Annotated in this window: 18 protein-coding genes; 7 read left to right on the plus strand and 11 right to left on the minus strand. The window is 72.0% G+C overall.

What is annotated here, in order from left to right:
• Positions 1-4: 4 nt before the first annotated feature.
• From IEX31_RS04325 to IEX31_RS04335, 3 genes are read right to left on the minus strand one after another with little or no spacing between them, the layout of a single operon-like run.
• Entirely contained in the window at positions 5-907 is a 903-nt protein-coding gene (locus IEX31_RS04325; protein WP_188742214.1) for a 3-hydroxyacyl-CoA dehydrogenase family protein, read from the minus strand.
• Entirely contained in the window at positions 904-1,698 is a 795-nt protein-coding gene (locus IEX31_RS04330; RefSeq protein ID WP_188742215.1) for an enoyl-CoA hydratase/isomerase family protein, read from the minus strand. Before IEX31_RS04330 ends, IEX31_RS04325 begins: the two co-directional genes overlap by 4 nt.
• Positions 1,698-2,897 carry an acetyl-CoA C-acyltransferase gene (locus IEX31_RS04335; protein ID WP_188742216.1) on the minus strand — a complete coding sequence of 400 codons (1,200 nt, stop codon included), beginning with the start codon at positions 2,895-2,897 and terminating at the stop codon, positions 1,698-1,700. Before IEX31_RS04335 ends, IEX31_RS04330 begins: the two co-directional genes overlap by 1 nt.
• A gap of 117 nt (positions 2,898-3,014) precedes the next feature.
• On the opposite strand from IEX31_RS04335, the gene rhuM reads away from it, so the two are divergent.
• A complete protein-coding gene (gene rhuM / locus IEX31_RS04340; protein WP_188742217.1) occupies positions 3,015-3,458 on the plus strand; it encodes a RhuM family protein in 444 nt (147 codons plus the stop codon).
• A 95-nt stretch (positions 3,459-3,553) separates the two neighbouring features.
• Here rhuM and IEX31_RS04345 read toward each other — a convergent pair whose 3' ends face one another.
• Positions 3,554-4,366 carry a hypothetical protein gene (locus tag IEX31_RS04345; RefSeq protein ID WP_188742218.1) on the minus strand — a complete coding sequence of 271 codons (813 nt, stop codon included), beginning with the start codon at positions 4,364-4,366 and terminating at the stop codon, positions 3,554-3,556.
• Positions 4,367-4,573: 207 nt separating this feature from the next.
• Entirely contained in the window at positions 4,574-6,430 is a 1,857-nt protein-coding gene (locus tag IEX31_RS04350; protein WP_188742219.1) for a DEAD/DEAH box helicase, read from the minus strand.
• Between the two features lie 422 nt (positions 6,431-6,852).
• On the opposite strand from IEX31_RS04350, the gene IEX31_RS04355 reads away from it, so the two are divergent.
• The 5 genes from IEX31_RS04355 (at position 6,853) to IEX31_RS04380 (ending at position 12,086) form a co-directional block, all read left to right on the plus strand.
• Positions 6,853-7,866, plus strand: coding sequence for an alpha/beta hydrolase (locus IEX31_RS04355; protein WP_188742220.1), 1,014 nt, complete (start codon positions 6,853-6,855; stop codon positions 7,864-7,866).
• 48 nt (positions 7,867-7,914) lie between these two features.
• On the plus strand, positions 7,915-8,118 hold the full coding sequence (locus IEX31_RS19400; protein ID WP_188742344.1) for a hypothetical protein: 204 nt from the start codon (positions 7,915-7,917) through the stop codon (positions 8,116-8,118).
• A gap of 349 nt (positions 8,119-8,467) precedes the next feature.
• Positions 8,468-9,739, plus strand: coding sequence for a sensor histidine kinase (locus IEX31_RS04370; protein ID WP_188742221.1), 1,272 nt, complete (start codon positions 8,468-8,470; stop codon positions 9,737-9,739).
• A complete protein-coding gene (locus IEX31_RS04375; protein WP_188742222.1) occupies positions 9,736-10,407 on the plus strand; it encodes a response regulator in 672 nt (223 codons plus the stop codon). Before IEX31_RS04370 ends, IEX31_RS04375 begins: the two co-directional genes overlap by 4 nt.
• A 149-nt stretch (positions 10,408-10,556) precedes the next feature.
• Positions 10,557-12,086, plus strand: a complete 1,530-nt coding sequence (locus IEX31_RS04380; RefSeq protein WP_188742223.1) for an acyltransferase family protein — start codon at positions 10,557-10,559, stop codon at positions 12,084-12,086.
• Here IEX31_RS04380 and IEX31_RS04385 read toward each other — a convergent pair.
• From IEX31_RS04385 to IEX31_RS04400, 4 genes are all read right to left on the minus strand, one after another.
• Complete coding sequence (locus IEX31_RS04385) at positions 12,028-12,444, minus strand: type II toxin-antitoxin system VapC family toxin (RefSeq protein WP_188742224.1); 417 nt, start codon at positions 12,442-12,444, stop codon at positions 12,028-12,030. The two genes, IEX31_RS04380 and IEX31_RS04385, sit on opposite strands and share 59 nt — an antisense overlap.
• Positions 12,444-12,671, minus strand: coding sequence for a FitA-like ribbon-helix-helix domain-containing protein (locus IEX31_RS04390; protein WP_188742225.1), 228 nt, complete (start codon positions 12,669-12,671; stop codon positions 12,444-12,446). The genes IEX31_RS04385 and IEX31_RS04390 overlap by 1 nt, the downstream gene beginning before the upstream one ends.
• 96 nt (positions 12,672-12,767) lie before the next feature.
• On the minus strand, positions 12,768-13,712 hold the full coding sequence (locus tag IEX31_RS04395) for a quinone oxidoreductase family protein (RefSeq protein ID WP_188742226.1): 945 nt from the start codon (positions 13,710-13,712) through the stop codon (positions 12,768-12,770).
• A 52-nt stretch (positions 13,713-13,764) separates the two neighbouring features.
• Entirely contained in the window at positions 13,765-14,547 is a 783-nt protein-coding gene (locus IEX31_RS04400) for an IclR family transcriptional regulator (RefSeq protein WP_229662103.1), read from the minus strand.
• A 99-nt stretch (positions 14,548-14,646) separates the two neighbouring features.
• Here IEX31_RS04400 and hutH point away from each other — a divergent pair, with 99 nt between their 5' ends.
• Positions 14,647-16,233, plus strand: a complete 1,587-nt coding sequence (gene hutH, locus IEX31_RS04405) for a histidine ammonia-lyase (protein ID WP_188742227.1) — start codon at positions 14,647-14,649, stop codon at positions 16,231-16,233.
• 113 nt (positions 16,234-16,346) lie between these two features.
• Here hutH and IEX31_RS04410 read toward each other — a convergent pair whose 3' ends face one another.
• Both IEX31_RS04410 and IEX31_RS04415 read right to left on the minus strand, forming a co-directional pair.
• Positions 16,347-17,273, minus strand: a complete 927-nt coding sequence (locus IEX31_RS04410) for an FKBP-type peptidyl-prolyl cis-trans isomerase (protein WP_188742228.1) — start codon at positions 17,271-17,273, stop codon at positions 16,347-16,349.
• Positions 17,274-17,338: 65 nt separating this feature from the next.
• A complete protein-coding gene (locus tag IEX31_RS04415; RefSeq protein WP_188742229.1) occupies positions 17,339-18,244 on the minus strand; it encodes a phosphate ABC transporter ATP-binding protein in 906 nt (301 codons plus the stop codon).
• Between the last annotated feature and the right edge of the window lie 25 nt (positions 18,245-18,269).

Below are 18,269 nucleotides of genomic sequence, written 5' to 3' on the forward strand. Positions count from 1 at the left end.
CCGCTCACGGGGCATCCCACAGGTAGAAGCCCTCGCCGGTCTTGCGGCCGAGCTTGCCCTCGGCGACCATGCGGCGCAGCAGGTTGGGCGGGTCGAACCGTTCGCCGAGCGTCGACGAGAGGTACTCGGCGATGCCGAGCCGCACGTCGAGTCCGACGATGTCGGTGAGGCGCAGCGGGCCGAGCGGATGCTTGTATCCGAGAGTCATGGCGTTGTCGATGTCCTCGGCCGACGCGACGCCGTCTTCGAGCATGCGGATGGCCTCGAGCCCGAGGGCGACGCCGAGTCGCGACGACGCGAAGCCCGGGGCATCCGTGACGACGATCGGCGTCTTGCCGATGGCCTCGACCCACTCACGGGCCTTGGCCACGAGCACGCCGTCGGTCGCGTCGCCGCGGACGATCTCGACGAGCTGCGACGCCGGCACGGGGTTGAAGAAGTGCATGCCGAGGAAGCGCGACGGCCGCTCCAGGAGCGCGGCAAGCTGGTCGATCGAGATCGACGACGTATTCGACGCGAGCGCCGCGTCGGCCGCGAGCACCGCCTCGACGCGGGTGAGGGCGTCGATCTTCAGCTCCAGGTCCTCGGGCACGGCCTCGACGACGAGGCCGCAGCGGGCGAAGTCGGCGAGGTCGGTGCTCGTCGCGAAGCGGGCGCCGATGACGCCCGCGTTCTCGTCGGCGGTGCCGCGGGCGACGGATGCCTCGACGGACTCGAGCACCCGCTTCGAGGCCGCCGCCGCGGCATCCGCATCGCGTTCGACGACCGTGACCCGGGAGCCGACGAGCAGGAACGCGTGCGCGATGCCCGCGCCCATGCGCCCGCCGCCGAGCACGCCGACGTCGGACGGGGCTCCGGCCGCTGGTGGTCGAGTAGGCGCGCCAGCGCCGTATCGAGACTCGCTCACTTCGTTCGCCTCTCGAGGAACTCGGTCATGCGTCGGTGCTTCTCGGGGCTCTCGAAGAGCACGGCCTGCTCCTCGAGGTCGACCGTGGGGTGCGCCTCGCGCGGCGCCCGGAACACGCGCTTCGTCGCGATCGTCGCGGCGCGGTCGTTGCGCGCGATGCGATCGGTGATGGCGTGCGCGGCGGGCAGCAGCTCGTCGGCGGGATGGAGCTCTGTCACGAGGCCGATCCCGAGCGCCTCCTCGGCGCCGATCGTGCGGCCGGTGAGCAGCAGCTCGATGGCGCGCGCGTCGCCCACGATCTCCTTGAGGCGCCAGGTCGCGCCAGCGGCGGCGATGATGCCGAGGCCCGTCTCGGGGTTGCCGAGCTTCAGCGCGGGGGTCGCGATCCGGATGTCGGCCGCATATGCGAGCTCGGCGCCGCCGCCGAGGGCGTACCCGTCGAGCGCGGCGATCACGGGCATCGGCAGCTCTGCCACGCGCACGAACGCGTTGGCGTTGATGCCGGCGCGGGCATCCTCCGCGCGCCGCTCCCGCAGCTGGGCGATGTCGGCGCCCGACGCGAACACGCCGGCCGCGCCCGTGAGGATGAGGATGCGCGGATCGGCCTCGAGTTCCGCGCACAGCGCGTGCAGGGCGTCGACCGTGGCCTGGTCGATCGCGTTGCGCACGTCGGGGCGGTTGAGGGTCGCGACGACGCGGTCGTCGCGACGCTCGACGAGGAGCGGGAGGGTCGCACGCCCTCCGCTGGTCGAGGAGGAGCGCAGCGACGTCTCGAGACCATCCGCCGACATCACACGCGTTCCACGACGAGCGCCGTGCCCTGGCCGACGCCCACGCACATGGTGGCGAGGCCGTAGCGCGAGTCCTCGCGCTCCATGCGACCGAGGAGCGTCACGACGAGGCGCGAGCCCGACGAGCCAAGCGGATGTCCCAGCGCGATCGCCCCACCGTCGGCGTTGACGCGCGTGGCGTCGAGGCCGAGTCGGCGCATCGACGCGATCGACTGGGTGGCGAATGCCTCGTTGAGCTCGATCGAGCCGAGGTCGCCGATCGACAGGCCCGACCGGGCGAGCGCCTTCTGCGTGGCGGGCACGGGGCCGAGGCCCATGATCTCGGGGGCGAGGCCGGCCGCCGAGCCCACGACCACGCGGGCGCGGGGCGTGAGCCCGTATCGTTCGACCGCCTCGGCGCTCGCGACCACGATGGCGGATGCCCCGTCGTTCAGTGCGCTCGAATTGCCCGCCGTCACGACCGAGCCGCCCGGCACGACCGCGCGCAGTCCCGAGAGCACGTCGAGCGTGGTCTCGGGGCGAGGCCCCTCGTCGACGAGCACCTCGCCGTGCGCGGTGGGCACGCCCACGATCTCGGCCTCGAAGCGCCCGGCCTCGATCGCCGCGACGGCGCGCTGCTGCGAGAGCAGGGCGAACGCGTCGGCCTCCTCACGGGTGATGCCGTCGACGCGGGCAACCTCCTCGGCCGTCTCGGGCATCGAGAACGTCGCCTTGTCGCGGGCGAGGAGCTTCGGGTTCGGGAAGCGCCACCCGATGGAGGTGTCGTACGCCGCGCCGGGCTTGGCCCACGCCTTCTCGGGCTTGGCCTGCACCCAGGGAGCGCGCGTCATCGACTCGACGCCGCCCGCGACGATGAGGTCGGCGTCGCCCGCGCGGATCGCCCGCGCGGCCATGGTGATGGCCGACATGCCCGAGGCGCAGAGGCGGTTCACGGTGATGCCGGGAACCGAGTCGGGGAGCCCGGCGAGCAGCACCGACATCCGGCCGACGTTTCGGTTGTCCTCACCCGCCTGGTTGGCGGCGCCGAGGATGACCTCGTCGACCGCGCCCGATCCGATCGCGTCGGTGTCGAGGCCCGCGCGGCGCAGGGCCTCGCCGACCACGAGCGCCGCGAGGTCGTCGGGCCGCACGCTCGCGAGCACTCCGCCGTAGCGACCGACCGGTGTGCGCACTCCACCGACGAGGTAGGCCTCCGCCATTTCTCACTCCTGACCGCGTTGTCTGTGATGGATCGCTCTCGCCCAGCGTAGGCGTCCGCCCGCCGTATGGGGCAGGAATAAGTGACCGACCGTTCAGGAAGTAATTATGGCAAACGGATGCCCCGACCGCCACTCGGCGCCCTGGCATCCGCACCTGCCGACACCGTCTGGCTGACTCGCCACCGGACGGCGTCGCTCTTCGGCCGCGACGTGAAGACGATCGGCAAGCACATCGCCAACGCCCGACGTGCGGAACTGGACGGGATTCCAACTGTCGCAGAATTTGCGACAGTTCAGCGTGAGGGCGACCGCCTCGTCGAACGCACGGTCGAGCACTACAACCTCGACGCGGTCCTCTCGGTCGGCTTCCGCGTGAAGTCACCCGAGGGCATCCACTTCCGACGGTGGGCCAACGGTGTACTCAAGAGCTACATGATGGAGGGCGCCGCCCTCAACGAGCGGCGCCTCGAGCAACTCGGGTCGATCGTGCGTGTGCTCTCTCCGAGGAGTGACCGACGAAGGCACGCCGCTGGCGGGGGCGAGCCTTCGCACGACAGCTGACGATACGACCCTCCTTGCCCGGCACGACCGGTGCGGCCCGCGTGATGCAGGTTCGGCTTGTACTCGTCGGGCGCGGGCGCCTGGATCCGATCGGTTCAGCCGGCGTCGGGTTCCTCGGTCGGCGCGTCCGCGGGCTCGGACGGAGGTATCGCCTCATCGGTCGGGCCGAAGAGCGTCCACTCACCCTCGGCGCACTCGTAGAAGGCCACGACCTCCGTGTCGATGTAGACGTCGCCGTCGGTGGTGCACTTCTCGTTCTCGGGTGCGCCGAGGCCGAGCGTGAGCTGGGTGCCCGGCTCGCCCGGTGCGCCGGCCTCGCCCTGCTCACCCTGCTCTCCGGTCGCGCCCGTTTCACCGGTCGCACCGGTCGCGCCGGTGAGGTTCTCGGCCGCCGACGTGCGGATGTTCCCGACGAGCGTCCAGTCGTCCTGGAACAGATAGACGTCGGACGTGGAGATGTCGATGTAGACGTCGCCCTCGTAGCCCTTGCCCGATTCAGGCGCGCCGGTGCCGGCGCGGACCGCCGATCCCGCCGGAAGGATCTCCTTGATCGCTTCCTCGTACGCGGCTTCGTCGAGCTCGTCCACCGTCGGCGCCGATGTCGCGACCGGCTCGGTCGAATCAGCGGATCGTGCCAGCGACGCACCGAGGAACGACGCCACGAACGACAGCAGGACCACACCCACGCCGACCCAGATGAGCATCGCCCGGCTCACGCCGCGGTTCGGCCCGGGGGCGCCGGGCTCCGGGGGCTGCGCCGACTCGAGCTGCGCCGATCCGGGCTGCGCCGACCCGGGCGTCGCGGACTCCGGCGACGCCGACTCGGGCGTCGGAGACCCCGACGTGGCGGACCCCGGCGTCGTCGGGTCGGGCGCTGGCGTGCCCTGCGGATTCCGGTCGTCGGCCATGTCGCGCCCCCGTGTCCCGCGCTCCCGTGCGGCCGGCGGCCGCACCCCGTGGGGCGCGTCGGGTTCAAGCGTACCGACCCGCATCCCGCCGGACACCACGGGTTCGACGCCATCGGCACCGGACGGATGTCGCACCTGGCGCCGCGCCCGCGGACGACGAAGGCGCGCATCCGGTTGGATGCGCGCCTTCGCGGTACGGACGGCCTCCTAGGAGGCGCGCTCCTCGGACTGCTCGTCGACGTCGATCTCGATCTCGATCTCGATCTCCTCGAGCTCGACCGCCACGACGGACTCATCGGTCGCCTGGGCGAGGTCGACCTGGCCGATGTCGAACAGCATCTGGTCGCCGAGGGCGACCCGCTCGAACGCCACGTCGATCTCGGCACGACCGAGCAGGTCGGTCATTCGGCGCTGGCGGTTGCCCGGGATCAGCGTGACGACTCGACCCTCCTTTCCGGCACGACCGGTGCGGCCCGCGCGATGCAGGTACGTCTTGTACTCGTCGGGCGCGTCGGCCTGGATCACGAGGTCGATGTCGTCGACGTGGATGCCTCTGGCCGCGACATCCGTCGCCACCAGCACGTTCACCCGGCCGCTCGTGAGCTGCTGCAGGTTGCGAGTGCGGCGCGACTGGTTGAGGTCGCCGTGCAGCGCGACCGCGCGGATGCCGAAGTCCTCGAGGTGCTCGGTCAGGTCCTCGGCGAACGCGCGCGTGCGGCTGAACACGAGGGTCTTGCCCTCGCGGTTCGCGAGCTGCGCCACGATGTCGCGCTTCTCCCGGTTCTCGATGATGAACACGCGGTGCTCGATGGTCGACGACGCCTGATCCTCGCCCGCGACCTCGTGCACCGCCGGCTCGACGAGGAACTCCTCGACGAGCTCGGCCACGCCGGAGTCGAGCGTCGCGGAGAAGAGCAGCTTCTGGCCGCCCTCGGCGGTGCGGCGGAGGATGCGCTGCACCGGCACGAGGAAGCCGAGGTCGCACATGTGGTCGGCCTCGTCGACCACGGTCACGACGACCTCGGAGAGGTCGAGCCGGCGCTGCTCGATGAGGTCCTCGATGCGGCCGGGCGTGCCGATCACGATGTCGACGCCGCGCTGCAGCGCGCCGACCTGGCGACCCTGGGGCACGCCGCCGTAGATCTGGGTGGTGAAGAGGCCGACGCTCTGCGCGATGGGCTGCACCGTGCGATCGATCTGCAGGGCGAGCTCGCGCGTCGGGGCGAGGATGAGCGCGCGGGGCTTGCGCCCCATCTGGCGCTTGCCGCCCGACTTGCCCGACTCCGTCCAGAGCTGCATCAGCCGCTCCACGGTGGGAGCGCCGAACGCGATGGTCTTGCCCGAGCCGGTCTTGCCGCGGCCGAGCACGTCGCGACCCTCGAGCACCGCGGGGATCGTCGCGGCCTGGATCGGGAACGGCGACTCGGCGCCGAGCTCCCCGAGCGCACGCACGACGTTGCCGCCGAGCCCGAGATCGGCGAACGTCACGCCCTCGACGTCATCGGCCTGGATGGCCTCGGCCTCGAGACGCTCGAGCACGACGTCGTCGGCCGCGGTGAACCGCTGCGCCTGGTCCTTGGCCGGGTAGAAGCTCGACGGGCGACGGTCGGACTCGCGGAATCCGGCACGGTCGCCGTCGTGACGCGGTGCACGGGTGCGGTCGTCGCGGTCGAACGAACGAGCCGGACGGTCGGTGCGGTCATGCGAACGCGCCGGACGGTCACTGCGGTCGTACGAACGCGCCGGCCGCTCATCGCGCTCGGAACGACGCGGAGCACGGTCGTCCCGGTCGTACGACCGCGGGGCGCGGTCGTCGCGGCGCGCGGGACGCTCCTCGGCGCGACGGGCATCGCGGCCGTCGCGGTCGGCGCGGTGCGGCGTGCGGTCGGCGGCGACGCGCTCATCGCGTGACCAGCGCTCCTTGCGCGGGGCTTCCGCCTCCTCGGGGCGGTAGCCGCGGTGGCCGGCACTGCGCGAGCCCGGCTTGGCGCGACTGCTCTTCGCGTACTTCGGATCGAAGTTCTTCGCCGGTCGTCCGCCGGCGGGCTTCTTGTTCTTGGGCATGGGTGACACTTCCTGGGTTGTACTGGAGTACATGGCAGGCCTGCCGGGCGCGCGAAGCGCACAGCAGGTCTGAGAACCCGGAACATCGTCGACCGGGGCCGTTCACATACGGTGACTATCCGAGAGCGGATGCCTCGGAACCGGCCCTTTGGACTCACAAACCCATCCGCGCACAGCGCGGTGTCCAGAACCGACTCGGCAACGATACCGGATCGCGGCTGGGAAAGCGCCCCGCACCACCTCTCGCGAGCCAAGGCCCGCGCCCACCGCAGAAATTCGCATGAGAATCGGCGCCACGGATCTGGTGAGCCCTCTTCTGACGATTCTCATGCAAACGTGACCCGCGACAGCGCGCCGAGGAGTGCGGGGCGAATCCGCCGAACCTGAGGTAGCATCACTCCACCCCTGAACCCGGAGCCGGCGTGACCTCGATCCGAACCACAGGCGGCCCCGGCATCCGCGCCAGGCGGATCGCATTGGCTGCGCTGGCCGCCATCGCGGCGGTCGTCGGCGTGGGCGCGCTCTCGGGCTTCCACCTGCCGTTACGCGAGATCGACCCGCAGGGCCCGGATGTCGCGAGCGAGGTCGCGAGCGCCGAGATCATCGGCATCCGCACGTTCACGGCGCCGGCCGGCCTCGACGTGCACGCCGACCTCGAGTACGGCACCCGCGAGGACGGCACGCTGCTCACCCTCGACGTGTGCACGCCAGCGGCCGAGGCCCTCGTGCCGTCGCGGCCGGCGGTGGTGTCGATCCACGGCGGCAGCTGGGCCCGCGGCGACAAGGCGAACGTCGACTGGCGCAACGTGTGCCTGTGGCTCGCGAGCGAGGGCTTCGTCGCGGCATCCGTCAACTACCGGCTGGTGCCCGACGTGCGGTTCCCGGCCGCGATCGAGGATGTCGCGCTCGCGGTCGAGTGGCTGCGCGTGCCCGAGCAGGTCGAGCGCTTCGGCATCGACCCCGCACGCATCGGCGCGTTCGGCGGGTCGGCCGGCGGCAACCTCGCGGCGCTCCTCGGCACCACGGGCGACGGGCCGCTCGACGAGGGTTCGCGGGTCGCGGCCGTCGCCGAGCTGTCGGGTCCCGTCGGGCTCACCCCGGTCGACCTCGACGCCGACGGCGCCACGCCGTGGCTGCGCGGCATCGTGGCCGATTACCTCGACTGCGAACCCGGCGCGACCCTCGACGCATGCCCCCACGCCGCGGATGCCTCGCCGGCGACGCATGCCGACCCGAGCGACGCGCCCGTCTTCATCGGCCATGCCGAGTCGGAGGTCGTGCCCGTCGGGCAGTCGCAGCGGTTCGCGTCCGCGCTCGCCGCGGCGGGCGTCCCCGTCGAGATCGCGATCGTGCCGGGCGGCGAGCACTCGATCGGCATCCTCGACGCGGCGCTCAGGGCAAGGGTCGCGGCCTTCCTGCACGCGCACCTGGCCTGAGGCGGCCGCAGCTCAGGCGTCGCGCTCGACGGGCACCTCGTCCTCGCGATGGTCGTCCTCGCCACCCGGAGCACGAGCACGCTCATGAGCACGGCGGACGCCACGATGCCGACGTTGTTCGCCCACCGGTCGGCGACGTCAAGGGCGAGGAGCCCCGTCGTGGTGGAGAACAGGAGGATCGAGAGGATCGCGGCGACGCCGCCCACCCGCACCGCCGCCTGCCGTGCCACGTCGAACGAGAACACGAAGTAGCTGAGCGCGCACGCGATGACGACCGTGTAGTCGAGCGCGATGACGAAGCTGATCATCACCTGGAAGAAGCCGAGGCTCTCGAGCGCCCGACCGCCGAGCCGACGGAACGAGGTCGGCGCCGAGCCGCGGAACCGGTGCCTGGCCAGTGAAGAGTTCACGCGGACGTGCTGCCCGACTTCCGACCTGTGCTTCCGACACGGGACCCCCTCGGATCTCCGCCCGTGACTCCACGGGCGCGCCATCGACCGTCACCGGGCACGTTGGCAGAGGCCCCGTACCGTCGTAGGGCCCCGGCATGGCTCCGCGGGGGGATGCATCGACGTGGGGCGCGTGACAGGCTGCTGCCACCATGAACGACGACCACCAGCGAAACGTGCCGCCACCCGTTCCGCCGGCCGCGCCTCGGCCCGCAGCCGCGCCTGCGCGCGCCGGCACCGCGGCGCAGGCCGGCTTTCCCGTCGACGAACGGCTGTTCCGCGCCTGGATGTGGGTCGCGACCTCGCTCGCCGCCGTCCTGCTCCTGTGGGTGTCGATTCCGCTGGCGGCAACGGTGTACGGCGTACACCTGCTGGCCGCCTTCGCCACGAGCCTCCTGCTCGCCGGCGCACTCCCGCTCGCGGTGCGCTGGCCGTGGGCCGCGGCCGTGGTCGCGACGGCGGGCGTGCTCTGGTTCGCCTTCCTGTCGGCCGGCTCCGAGGGAGCACCGTGGCCGTGGCCCGTCACGACGATCATCTCGCAGGGCGTGCTGCTCATCGTGCTCGGGCTGATGCACACCTGGTGGGTGGGCCTGTCCGCCTGGCTCGCGGGCATCGTGGTGACCACGCCGTTCGCGTTCGTCGACCTCGGTGCCGCCGCGAACCTCGTGACGGCAGCGGCCGTGACCGCCCTGGCGTTCGCGGTGGCGCTGCTCGTGGCCCAGCGCCGGCTCATCGGCGAGGAGCTGTTCCGCGAGCGCGCGAACACCGCGTCCGAGCAGCAACGCCGCGTGCTCGTGGAGGAGCGGAACCGCATCGCACGCGAGCTCCACGACGTCGTCGCGCACGGACTGTCGATCATCCACGTGCAGGCGACGAGCGCCCCCTACCGGATCACGGGGCTGAGCGACGCGGCGAAGGCCGAGTTCGACGAGATCGCGGTATCCGCTCGCGCCGCCATGACCGAGATGCGGCAGCTGCTCGGGGTGCTCCGCAGCGCCGAGACGTCGGCCGACACCGCCCCGCAGCCCGGGATCCGCGAACTGCCGGCACTCGCGGTGGCCGTGGAACGCGCCGGCGTGCCCGTGACGCTCGAGCTCGGCGTCGGGCTTCCCGAGACCGGGCTCGCCGCGACCTCGGCCTACCGCATCGTGCAGGAGGCCCTCTCGAACGTGGTTCGCCACGCGCCGGGCGCGGCGACGTACGTGTCGGTCGAGGCGCTCGCGGGCGACCTCATCGTCACGGTCGAGAACGAGCCGGCGACGGATGTCCCTGGACTCGACGCGAACGGCGGCGGCCACGGCCTCGTCAGCATCGGCGAGCGCGCGGCGCTCCTCGGCGGGCATGCCGAGCACGGCGAGCGACCCGGCGGGGGTTACCGTGTCCTCGCGACCCTGCCGCTCGGGTCGGACGGAGGAACGACGTGACGATCTCGGTGCTCGTCGCCGACGACCAGGCGATGGTGCGTGCCGGGTTCGCGGCGGTGCTCGCCGCGCAGCCCGGCATCGACGTCGTCGGGCAGGCCGCCGACGGCGCCGAGGCGGTCGCGCTCGCCCGCGAGCTGCGGCCCGACGTCGTGGTCATGGACGTGCGGATGCCGCAGCTGAACGGCATCGAGGCGACCCGCGCCCTGCAGACGCCGTCGCGAAGCTCCGACTACGTGCCGCGCGTGCTCATGCTGACGACGTTCGACATCGACGAGTACGTCTACGAGGCGCTCCGCGCGGGCGCGAGCGGATTCCTGCTGAAGGACGCCACGCCCGACGAGCTCGTGGCCGCGGTTCGCATCGTCGCGGCGGGCGACGCCCTGCTCGCGCCGAGCGTGACTCGCCGGCTCATCGAGGACTTCGCCCGCTCGGCCCCGGCTCCGCTTCCGTCGACCTCCCGGCTCAACGACCTGACCGAGCGCGAACGCGAGGTGCTCACGCTCGTGGGCCGAGGCATGTCGAACAGCGAGATCGCCGCGGCGCTCTTCATCGCCGAGCAGACCGTGAAGACGCACGTCTCGAAGATCCTGCAGAAGCTCGGGCTCCGCGACCGCGTGCACGCCGTCGTGCTCGCGTACGACACCGGCCTCGTGCGGCCCGGCGGCTGAACCGCGGCCCCGGTGGCCGAGGAGGGAGGTCTCGAGACCCCCTACCCCGGTACGGGGGCGGAACGGTTCCGCCGGGTGATGCGGCGGCCGGTACCGCGTCCCTAACCTGCCACTCGTGGGCGGAGGGACCGCCAGGTTGGGGCACGATCATGACCGACACCCTGGCACGTCCGGCAGGGGCATCCGTTCGCGGCGGGGCATCCGCTCGGCCACGCTCGGGAGTCGCGCGCGACTCGAGCGTCGACGCGATCCGCATCGCCTTGCTCGTCGTCGTATTCGCGCTGCACGCCATGATGTTCGGCGTCACCATGGGCCCCGACGGCCTGGTGCTCGAGAACGCCCTCGAGAACCAGGCCTGGTTCGGCCCCGTCAGCTGGGTCGTGCAGGTCATGCCGATGTTCTTCATCGCGGGCGGCTTCTCGAGCTTCCACCACTGGCGGTCGATGCAGGCGCGAGGGACGTCGCCGGTCGACTACGTGCGCACGCGCCTCGGCCGGTTGGTGCGCCCGGCGATCGTCCTCGTGGTCGTCGTGGCGACCGGCCTGGTCGCACTGTCGCTCGCCGGCGTCCCGGCCGACGTCGTGGCGACCGCGGGATTCCGCATCGGCCAGCCGCTGTGGTTCCTCGGCGTGTACCTCGCGATCTCGGCGCTCGTGCCGCTCATGGTGCGCGCCCACGAACGGGCGCGGGCGCTCACTCCGCTCGCACTGCTCGCGGCGGTCGTCGCCGTCGACGTCGTGCGCCTCTCGACGGGTATCGAGGCGATCGGACTGGCGAACCTCCTGCTGGTCTGGCTGCTCGTGCAGCAGCTCGGGTTCCATCTCGCCGACGGCGGGCTCGACCGGCTCTCGCGCGGCACCCTGTGGGGCATGGCCGGCGGCGCGCTCGCGCTCCTCGCGGTGCTCACGGTGGTGGGCCCCTACCCCGTCGACATGTACGACAACCTCAACCCGCCGACCGTGGGCCTCGTCGTGCTCGGCGTCGCGCAGCTCGCGCTCTTCCAGCTGGCCCGCCCGCGCATCCGGGCGTGGGTGGAGCGAGCGGATGCCTCGCGCGCGATCGCCACCGTCGGAGAGCGTGCCATGACCATCTACCTCTGGCACATGCCCGTGCTCGTCGCCTTCGCCGGCGCACTCCTCGTCGCGAGCGCGACGCTCGGGGTCTCGTTGCCCGAACCGCTGAGCTTCGCCTGGTGGGCGTCGCGCCCGCTGTGGCTCGGCGTGGGCGCCGCCGCAGTGGTGCCGGTCGTGCTCGTGTTCTCGCGGTTCGAGCGGGGGCGCCGGATGTCGCGCACGGGGTCGCCCGCGGCATCCGCATCTCCGTCGACCCGGCCGACCGTGCCGACGGCGTGGTCGGCGGCATTCGACGCCGCATGCGGGGTGGCCGGGGTCGCGGTCGTGCTCGTGACCGGGTTCGGCCCGCTGCAGGCCGTCGTGGCACTCGCCCTGCTCACGATCGCCCTGCAGGGCAGCGGGTCGATGCTCCAGCACAGCCGGACCCTGCTCGCGGCGCTTCACCGGGGGCCGCGCCGAGGCAGGATCCCGATGGCGGCCCACGCCGCGGCAACCCGCGTAGGCGAGCAGCACGAGGGCTCCGGGCGGCCGTGCGGTCGCCGCTCCGCTACCAGACCACTTCGCAGTATGCCGCCGCAGCCTTGGCGAGACGCTCGTCGGCCGTGAAAAGGGCGATGCCCAAGGCCTCGGCGAGCGACACGTATGCGGCGTCGTAGGTCGTGATCGTGTGTCGCATCGCCCATATGCGAGCACGCATGAGGCCGGGAGCATGGCGATCGATCTCCATCTCGCCGAAGAGTCCCAGCGCTTCGGTCGCATCGCTCACCCCGATCGCCCCGGATACGGCAAGACGACGGAGCGCCGACATGACCTCGTAGTCGAGCAGCGCCGGGGCGGCGAGGGGTCGCTCGCCGAGCAGGGCGCGGGACCTGACATCCGCATCGCCGATCAGGGCGTCGATGATCACCGAGCAGTCGACGACCAGCGCGGCCGACGATGACCCGGCGAGATCGAGATCGCTCATCACGCGTCGCGGTCTGCGCGAACGGTCGCCGTGATCTCGTCACGCGACACCCGTCCCGCAAGCGGCCGGGCGGCCTCGAGGATCTCGGCATTGCTGCGATACGCCACCATGCGGGTGAGTTCGCGCGCGACGTAGTCGGACAGGGACATCCGTTCGGCGGCGGCCCGCTCCTTCAGTCGCGCGTGAACATCATTCGGAAGATTCCTCACCTGCAGCATGCGGGCCATACTTCACCGTACATGCGCAGCACATGCATGAGAAGCCCAGATTGTGGATAACTTCCTACGCGAGGCCCGGGTTCAGATCCCACCCGCGAATCCGGCTCAGGGGATCAGCACGATCTTTCCCCGCACGTGCCCGGCTTCGCTCTCGCGCTGTGCGTCGGCCGCCTCGGCGAGCGGGTAGCGCGCGCTGACCTCGACGTGGAACCGGCCCTCGGCCGCGAGTCGGGCCGCCTCGGCGACGCCCTCGGCGCGCAGCCGCAGCTCCTCCGGGCCCATGGTCGACGGGATGGCGCTCGACCACGTGCGGATGCCGAGGTCCGCGGCGTCCATCATGCGCACGATCGTCGCGATGCGCGACCGATCGGCGACGAGCTCGAGACAGGCTTCGATGGCCTCGTCGGTGCCGGCCGCGTCGAGCGCGACGTCGTACCCGCGCGGCGACGCCGCGCGCAGCCGGTCGACGAGACCCGGGCCGTATGCCACCGGTACCGCCCCCAACTCGTGCAGCCGGTCATGCTTGCCGGGCGACGACGTGGCGACGACGTTGGCGCCCCACGCCCGGGCGAACTGGATCGCCGCCTGGCCGACCCCGCCCGACCCGGCATGCAGGAGCAGCGTCTCGGCCTCGCGCAGGCCGAGCGAACGCAGCACCTGATGGGCCGTGCCCGCCGGGATCCCGAGTGCGGCGCCCTGCTCGAAACTCAGCGCCGCGGGCTTGGGCACAAGCTGAGAGGGCTTCGCCACGACGTGGCTCGCGTACGCGCCGGATGCGCCGTGCACGATCACCTCGTCGCCGGCCCGCACCCCGTCGACGCCCTCGCCGACGGCGACGACGACGCCCGAGGCATCCGCCCCCAGGCCCTGCGGTTCGCTGAAGTCGCGCGTGCCGCGCCGGCCGCTGCGGATCTTCGCGTCGACGGGATTCACGCCCGCCGCACGCACCTCGACGACGACGCTGCGGGAGGGCGCCTCGGGCACGGGCCCTTCGACGATGGTGAGCACCTCGGGACCGCCGTGCTCGCTGTACCGGATGAACTGGGCCATGTGCCATCTCCTCGTCGTCGGCTCTCCGTCCACGCTAGCCGTCCCCCCGGTGCTACGGGACGCCGAGGATGCGCTTCGAGAGGGTCGCGGTCGCCTCCCGCACGGCCGGCACGACGAGCGGCTGGAGCTCGCGCGCCGAGTCCTCGGGGTACGTGATCGCGATGGCCGCGGCCGGCCAGCCGAGGTGGTCGAGCACGGCGGCGCCGACCGAGGCGAGCCCGCCCGTCACCTCCCCGTGTTCGCCCGCCCAGCCCTGCTCGCGGACGGTCGCGAGCACGCGCTTCAACCGGCCGTGACTCCAGTCGTCGTCGGCATCCCCCTCGCCCCGGGGATGCCGCGTCGCGAACGCGGCCCGGTCGGGATACAGGGCGCGCAACTGCGCTGGCGGCAGCTCGGCGAGCATCGCGCGACCCGTCGCGGTGAGGTGGGCGGGCAGGCGCACGCCCACGTCGGTCACGAGCGAGGGACGGCGCGGGGCGCGCTCCTCGACGAGGTAGAGCACGTCGCGCCCGTGCAGCACGGCGAGGTGCCCCGACTCGCCGAGCCGGTCGACCAGCCTGGCCACGAGCGGACGCCCGAGTCGCGCGAGCGGCTGCTGGCGGCTGAACCCGCTGGAGAGCTCGAACGCGGCGATGCCGAGGCCGTAGCGCCGTTCTTCCGGCAGGTGCACCACGAAGCCGCGATGCTGCAGCACCGCGAGCAGGTGGTACGCCGTGGAGCGCGGCAGCCCGAGCGCCTGCGCGATGGTGGCGGCGGGCACGGGTCCGCGCTGCGCCGCGAGGTGCGCGAGGATCGCGAGCGCCTGGTCGGCGGCGGGCACCTTCGATTCGGCCACCGGATGCCTCCCACGCGAGTCTACGCACGTCTGGTATCACAGACAACGGCCGCCTCGCGCGCGTTCCCGCACGCGCGGGCGGGGTGTGGAATCGGGAGTATGAGCACCATTGCGCCCACGCCCGCCCGCGCCGATGCGGCATCCGTCAACGTCGGCGCCGCCCCGCTCACCGTCGACGACGTCGTCGCGGTGGCCAGGCACGGGGCATCCGTCACCCTCGACCCGGCCGCGCTCGACGAGGTCGCCGCGAGCCGCGCCATCATCGAGGGGCTCGCCGCAGACCCCGAGCCGCACTACGGCATCTCGACCGGGTTCGGCGCGCTCGCCACCACCTTCATCGCCGAGGACCGCCGTGCCCAGCTGCAGGCGAGCCTCGTGCGCTCGCACGCCGCGGGCTCGGGCGCCGAGGTCGAGACCGAGGTCGTGCGCGCCCTCATGCTGCTGCGCCTGTCGACGCTCATGACCGGCCGCACCGGCGTGCGCCGCGAGACCGCCGAGACGTACGCGGCGATCCTCAACGCCGGCATCACGCCCGTCGTGGGTGAGTACGGCTCGCTCGGCTGCTCGGGCGACCTGGCGCCGCTCGCGCACTGCGCGCTCGTGGCGATGGGCGAGGGCGAGGTGCGGGTCTCGACGGGCTCGGCGGATCTGACGACGGATGCCGTGTCCGCGCTCGCCGCCGCCGGCATCACGCCGCTGCGGCTCGGTGCCAAGGAGGGCCTCGCCCTCATCAACGGCACGGACGGCATGCTCGGCATGCTCACGCTCGCGATCCACGACCTCCGCATGCTCCTCACCACCGCCGACGTCGCCGCGGCCATGAGCGTCGAGGGCCTCCTCGGCACCGACGCCGTGTTCGCCGAGGACCTGCACGGCCTGCGCCCGCAGCGCGGGCAGGCGGCATCCGCGTCGAACCTGCGACGCCTGCTCGCCGGGTCGCCGATCGTCGCGAGCCACAAGGGCCCCGAGTGCACGCGCGTGCAGGACGCGTACTCGCTGCGCTGCGCCCCCCAGGTGCACGGCGCCGCCCGCGACACGCTCGACCACGCGGCATCCGTCGCCGACGCGGAGCTCGCCAGCGCGATCGACAACCCCGTGCTCACCCTCGACGGCCGCGTCGAGTCGAACGGCAACTTCCACGGAGCGCCGGTGGCCTACGTGCTCGATTTCCTGGCGATCGCGGTGGCGGATGTCGCGTCGATGAGCGAGCGGCGCACCGACCGGTTCCTCGACCGCGCGCGCAACCAGGGGCTGCCGCCGTTCCTCGCGCACGAGGTCGGCGTCGACTCCGGCCTCATGATCGCGCAGTACACCGCCGCGGGCATCGTGTCGGAGCTGAAGCGGCTCGCCGTGCCGGCGTCGGTCGACTCGATCCCGTCGTCGGCGATGCAGGAGGACCACGTGTCGATGGGCTGGGCGGCTGCGCGCAAGCTGCGCCGCGCGATCGATGGGCTGAGCCGGGTGCTCGCGATCGAGGTCATGACGGCTGCGCGGGGACTGGCGCTGCGAGCGCCGCTCTCGCCCGGTGCGGCGACCGGCGCCGTGGTGTCGCTCGTCGCGGCGGTGGGCGCGGTGCCAGGGCCCGACCGCTTCCTCTCCCCCGAGATCGAGGCGATCACCGGGCTCGTCACGGCAGGCTCGGTAGCCGCGCGAGCCGCTACGGCCGCGGGAGCCGCGCTCGCCTGACGCAGCCGCACGCGTCAGCTCGACACGCAGACGTTCGACCGCGAATCCAAGGAGATCCCGGAGCGCGCAGGGGCGTCGAGCCGACGCCCCTGCGCACGCCGGTGCATCACGCCCTACTCCGCCGGCTCTACCGACTCGACCTCGATGAGGTACACGAGTGTCTGGCCGCCGAGCGGATTCAGCTCGCTGTGCTCCGTACCGTACGCGGACTGTGGCGGGATGGTCACGATCAGCTTCGCTCCCGGTTTCTGGCCGATCACCGCTGCGGCGAGGCCCGGGACAAGCCCGTCGGTCGAGAGGATCGGCGCCTGACCACCGTAGCTCTGCTCGAACACCTCACCGGAATCCCAGCTGGTGCCCTGGTAGTGCATGGTCACGGTGTCGCCGGCCTGCACCTCCTCGCCTTCGCCCGGCTCGAGCACTTTCAGGAGCAGGTCTACGGGCGGCTCGGCCTCGGGAAGGGTCACAACGGGCGCGGCGCCCGCGGCGGCTCCGAACGCGACCTCCGGCACGTCCTCCGTCCACGGCCGTGGCTCCAGGGGCTCCTGCACGTCGGCCACGATCACCACGGTGTCGCCGGGCGCGAGACCGATCGCCCCGTTGCCCTGCCCATCGTAGAGGGCGGTCGAGGGCGCGACCGTGACGGTACGCGAGCCCGTCGGAACGCAGTCGACGGCAGCGCGGAATGCGTCGTAGTCTCCGCCCGTGACGGTCACCGGATGCGTGAGGAGTTGCTGGCCGGTCGCGCCCGAGTACAGGCTCACCACGGCGCTCACGTGGGTTCCGGGGACGGTGGTCTCGCCGTCGCCCTCGCGAACCACGGTCCTCTCGAGTTCCTCGGCCTGAACGGGCAGGTCGAAGGCCGCGGTGGGCGCAACGCCGAAATCGCCGTCGACCTTCACGTCGTCGCTGAGCGATCCCGGCAGGACTTCCATGCATTCCGGGGTGTCGGGACCGGGGCCGGCGACGCAGCCGGCGAGAAGAAGGGCAGCGATCATGGCGAGCGTGAGGCAGGTTCCGTGGCGGAGGGCGCGTTTCATGGGAGAGTCTCCTTCGGATCGGATCGACGGTTCGTGCGAGGAGCGGAGCGTCTGCAGGCCCCGCATCACCCGAACCGCCCGCTCACGTAGTCGTGGGTGCGCGGGTCGATGGGGTCGGCGAACATCGCCTCGGTGTCGCCGTGCTCGATGATCGTGCCCGGCGTACCCTGCGCGGCGAGGAAGAAGGCGCACTGCTGCGACACCCGCTGGGCCTGCTGCATGTTATGGGTGACGATGACGATGGTGACCTCGTGCGCAAGCTCGAGCATGGTCTCCTCGATGACACGCGTCGACGTCGGATCGAGCGCCGAGCACGGTTCATCCATGAGCAGCACTCGCGGCCGCACCGCGAGCGACCGAGCGATGCAGAGCCGCTGCTGCTGGCCGCCCGAGAGTCCCGCGCCGGGTGCGCGCAGTCGGTCCTTCACCTCGTTCCACAGGCCGGCCTTGACGAGGCACGATTCGACGAGCTCGTCCTTCTCGCCGTGCGAGACCCGCACGCCGGTCAGCTTGAGGCCGGCGATGACGTTGTCGTAGATCGACATCGCCGGGAACGGGTTCGGCTTCTGGAACACCATCCCGATCTGCTTTCTCGCGTCGACGAGCTTCCGCGCCGGGTCGTAGATATCGTCCCCGTCGAGCAGGACCTCTCCGGCGAGGCTCGCCGATGGCACGAGCTCATGCATGCGATTGAGGATGCGGAGGAAGGTCGACTTGCCGCAGCCCGAGGGGCCGATCAGCGACGTGATCACTCCCGCCTCCATGGTGAGCGAGACCCGGTCGAGCACCTGGTGGTCGCCGAACCACGCGGTGATGTTGCGGCCCTCGAGGGTTGCGGGGGTCGCGGGCTCGGGTTCGGCCGCCTGAAACGGCTGCTGCTGGATGCCGCGGCCGAATCGGGGCGGGCGGATGCCTTCCTGCCCGTCAGGGCTCTCGGGAATCACCTCGACGGTGGTGATGTCGTCGGTCATGGCCTCGTCTTCCTTCGGGTTGCGC

The sequence above is a fragment of the Agromyces bauzanensis genome (assembly GCF_014645655.1).
Classification (GTDB): Bacteria; Actinomycetota; Actinomycetes; order Actinomycetales; family Microbacteriaceae; genus Agromyces; species Agromyces bauzanensis.

What these genes read in the sequence shown, in the direction of transcription:
- IEX31_RS04330 (WP_188742215.1), bottom strand. Translation starts at nt 1,698, where the DNA reads ATGTCGGCGGATGGTCTCGAGACGTCGCTGCGCTCCTCCTCGACCAGC.
- IEX31_RS04345 (WP_188742218.1), bottom strand. Translation starts at nt 4,366, where the DNA reads ATGGCCGACGACCGGAATCCGCAGGGCACGCCAGCGCCCGACCCGACG.
- IEX31_RS04390 (WP_188742225.1), bottom strand. Translation starts at nt 12,671, where the DNA reads ATGGCCCGCATGCTGCAGGTGAGGAATCTTCCGAATGATGTTCACGCG.
- IEX31_RS04410 (WP_188742228.1), bottom strand. Translation starts at nt 17,273, where the DNA reads ATGAAACGCGCCCTCCGCCACGGAACCTGCCTCACGCTCGCCATGATC.
- IEX31_RS04415 (WP_188742229.1), bottom strand. Translation starts at nt 18,244, where the DNA reads ATGACCGACGACATCACCACCGTCGAGGTGATTCCCGAGAGCCCTGAC.
- IEX31_RS04380 (WP_188742223.1), top strand. Translation starts at nt 10,557, where the DNA reads ATGACCGACACCCTGGCACGTCCGGCAGGGGCATCCGTTCGCGGCGGG.
- IEX31_RS19400 (WP_188742344.1), top strand. Translation starts at nt 7,915, where the DNA reads ATGGTCGTCCTCGCCACCCGGAGCACGAGCACGCTCATGAGCACGGCG.
- IEX31_RS04335 (WP_188742216.1), bottom strand. Translation starts at nt 2,897, where the DNA reads ATGGCGGAGGCCTACCTCGTCGGTGGAGTGCGCACACCGGTCGGTCGC.
- IEX31_RS04385 (WP_188742224.1), bottom strand. Translation starts at nt 12,444, where the DNA reads ATGAGCGATCTCGATCTCGCCGGGTCATCGTCGGCCGCGCTGGTCGTC.
- rhuM (WP_188742217.1), top strand. Translation starts at nt 3,015, where the DNA reads ATGCCCCGACCGCCACTCGGCGCCCTGGCATCCGCACCTGCCGACACC.
- IEX31_RS04350 (WP_188742219.1), bottom strand. Translation starts at nt 6,430, where the DNA reads ATGCCCAAGAACAAGAAGCCCGCCGGCGGACGACCGGCGAAGAACTTC.
- IEX31_RS04395 (WP_188742226.1), bottom strand. Translation starts at nt 13,712, where the DNA reads ATGGCCCAGTTCATCCGGTACAGCGAGCACGGCGGTCCCGAGGTGCTC.
- hutH (WP_188742227.1), top strand. Translation starts at nt 14,647, where the DNA reads ATGAGCACCATTGCGCCCACGCCCGCCCGCGCCGATGCGGCATCCGTC.
- IEX31_RS04370 (WP_188742221.1), top strand. Translation starts at nt 8,468, where the DNA reads ATGAACGACGACCACCAGCGAAACGTGCCGCCACCCGTTCCGCCGGCC.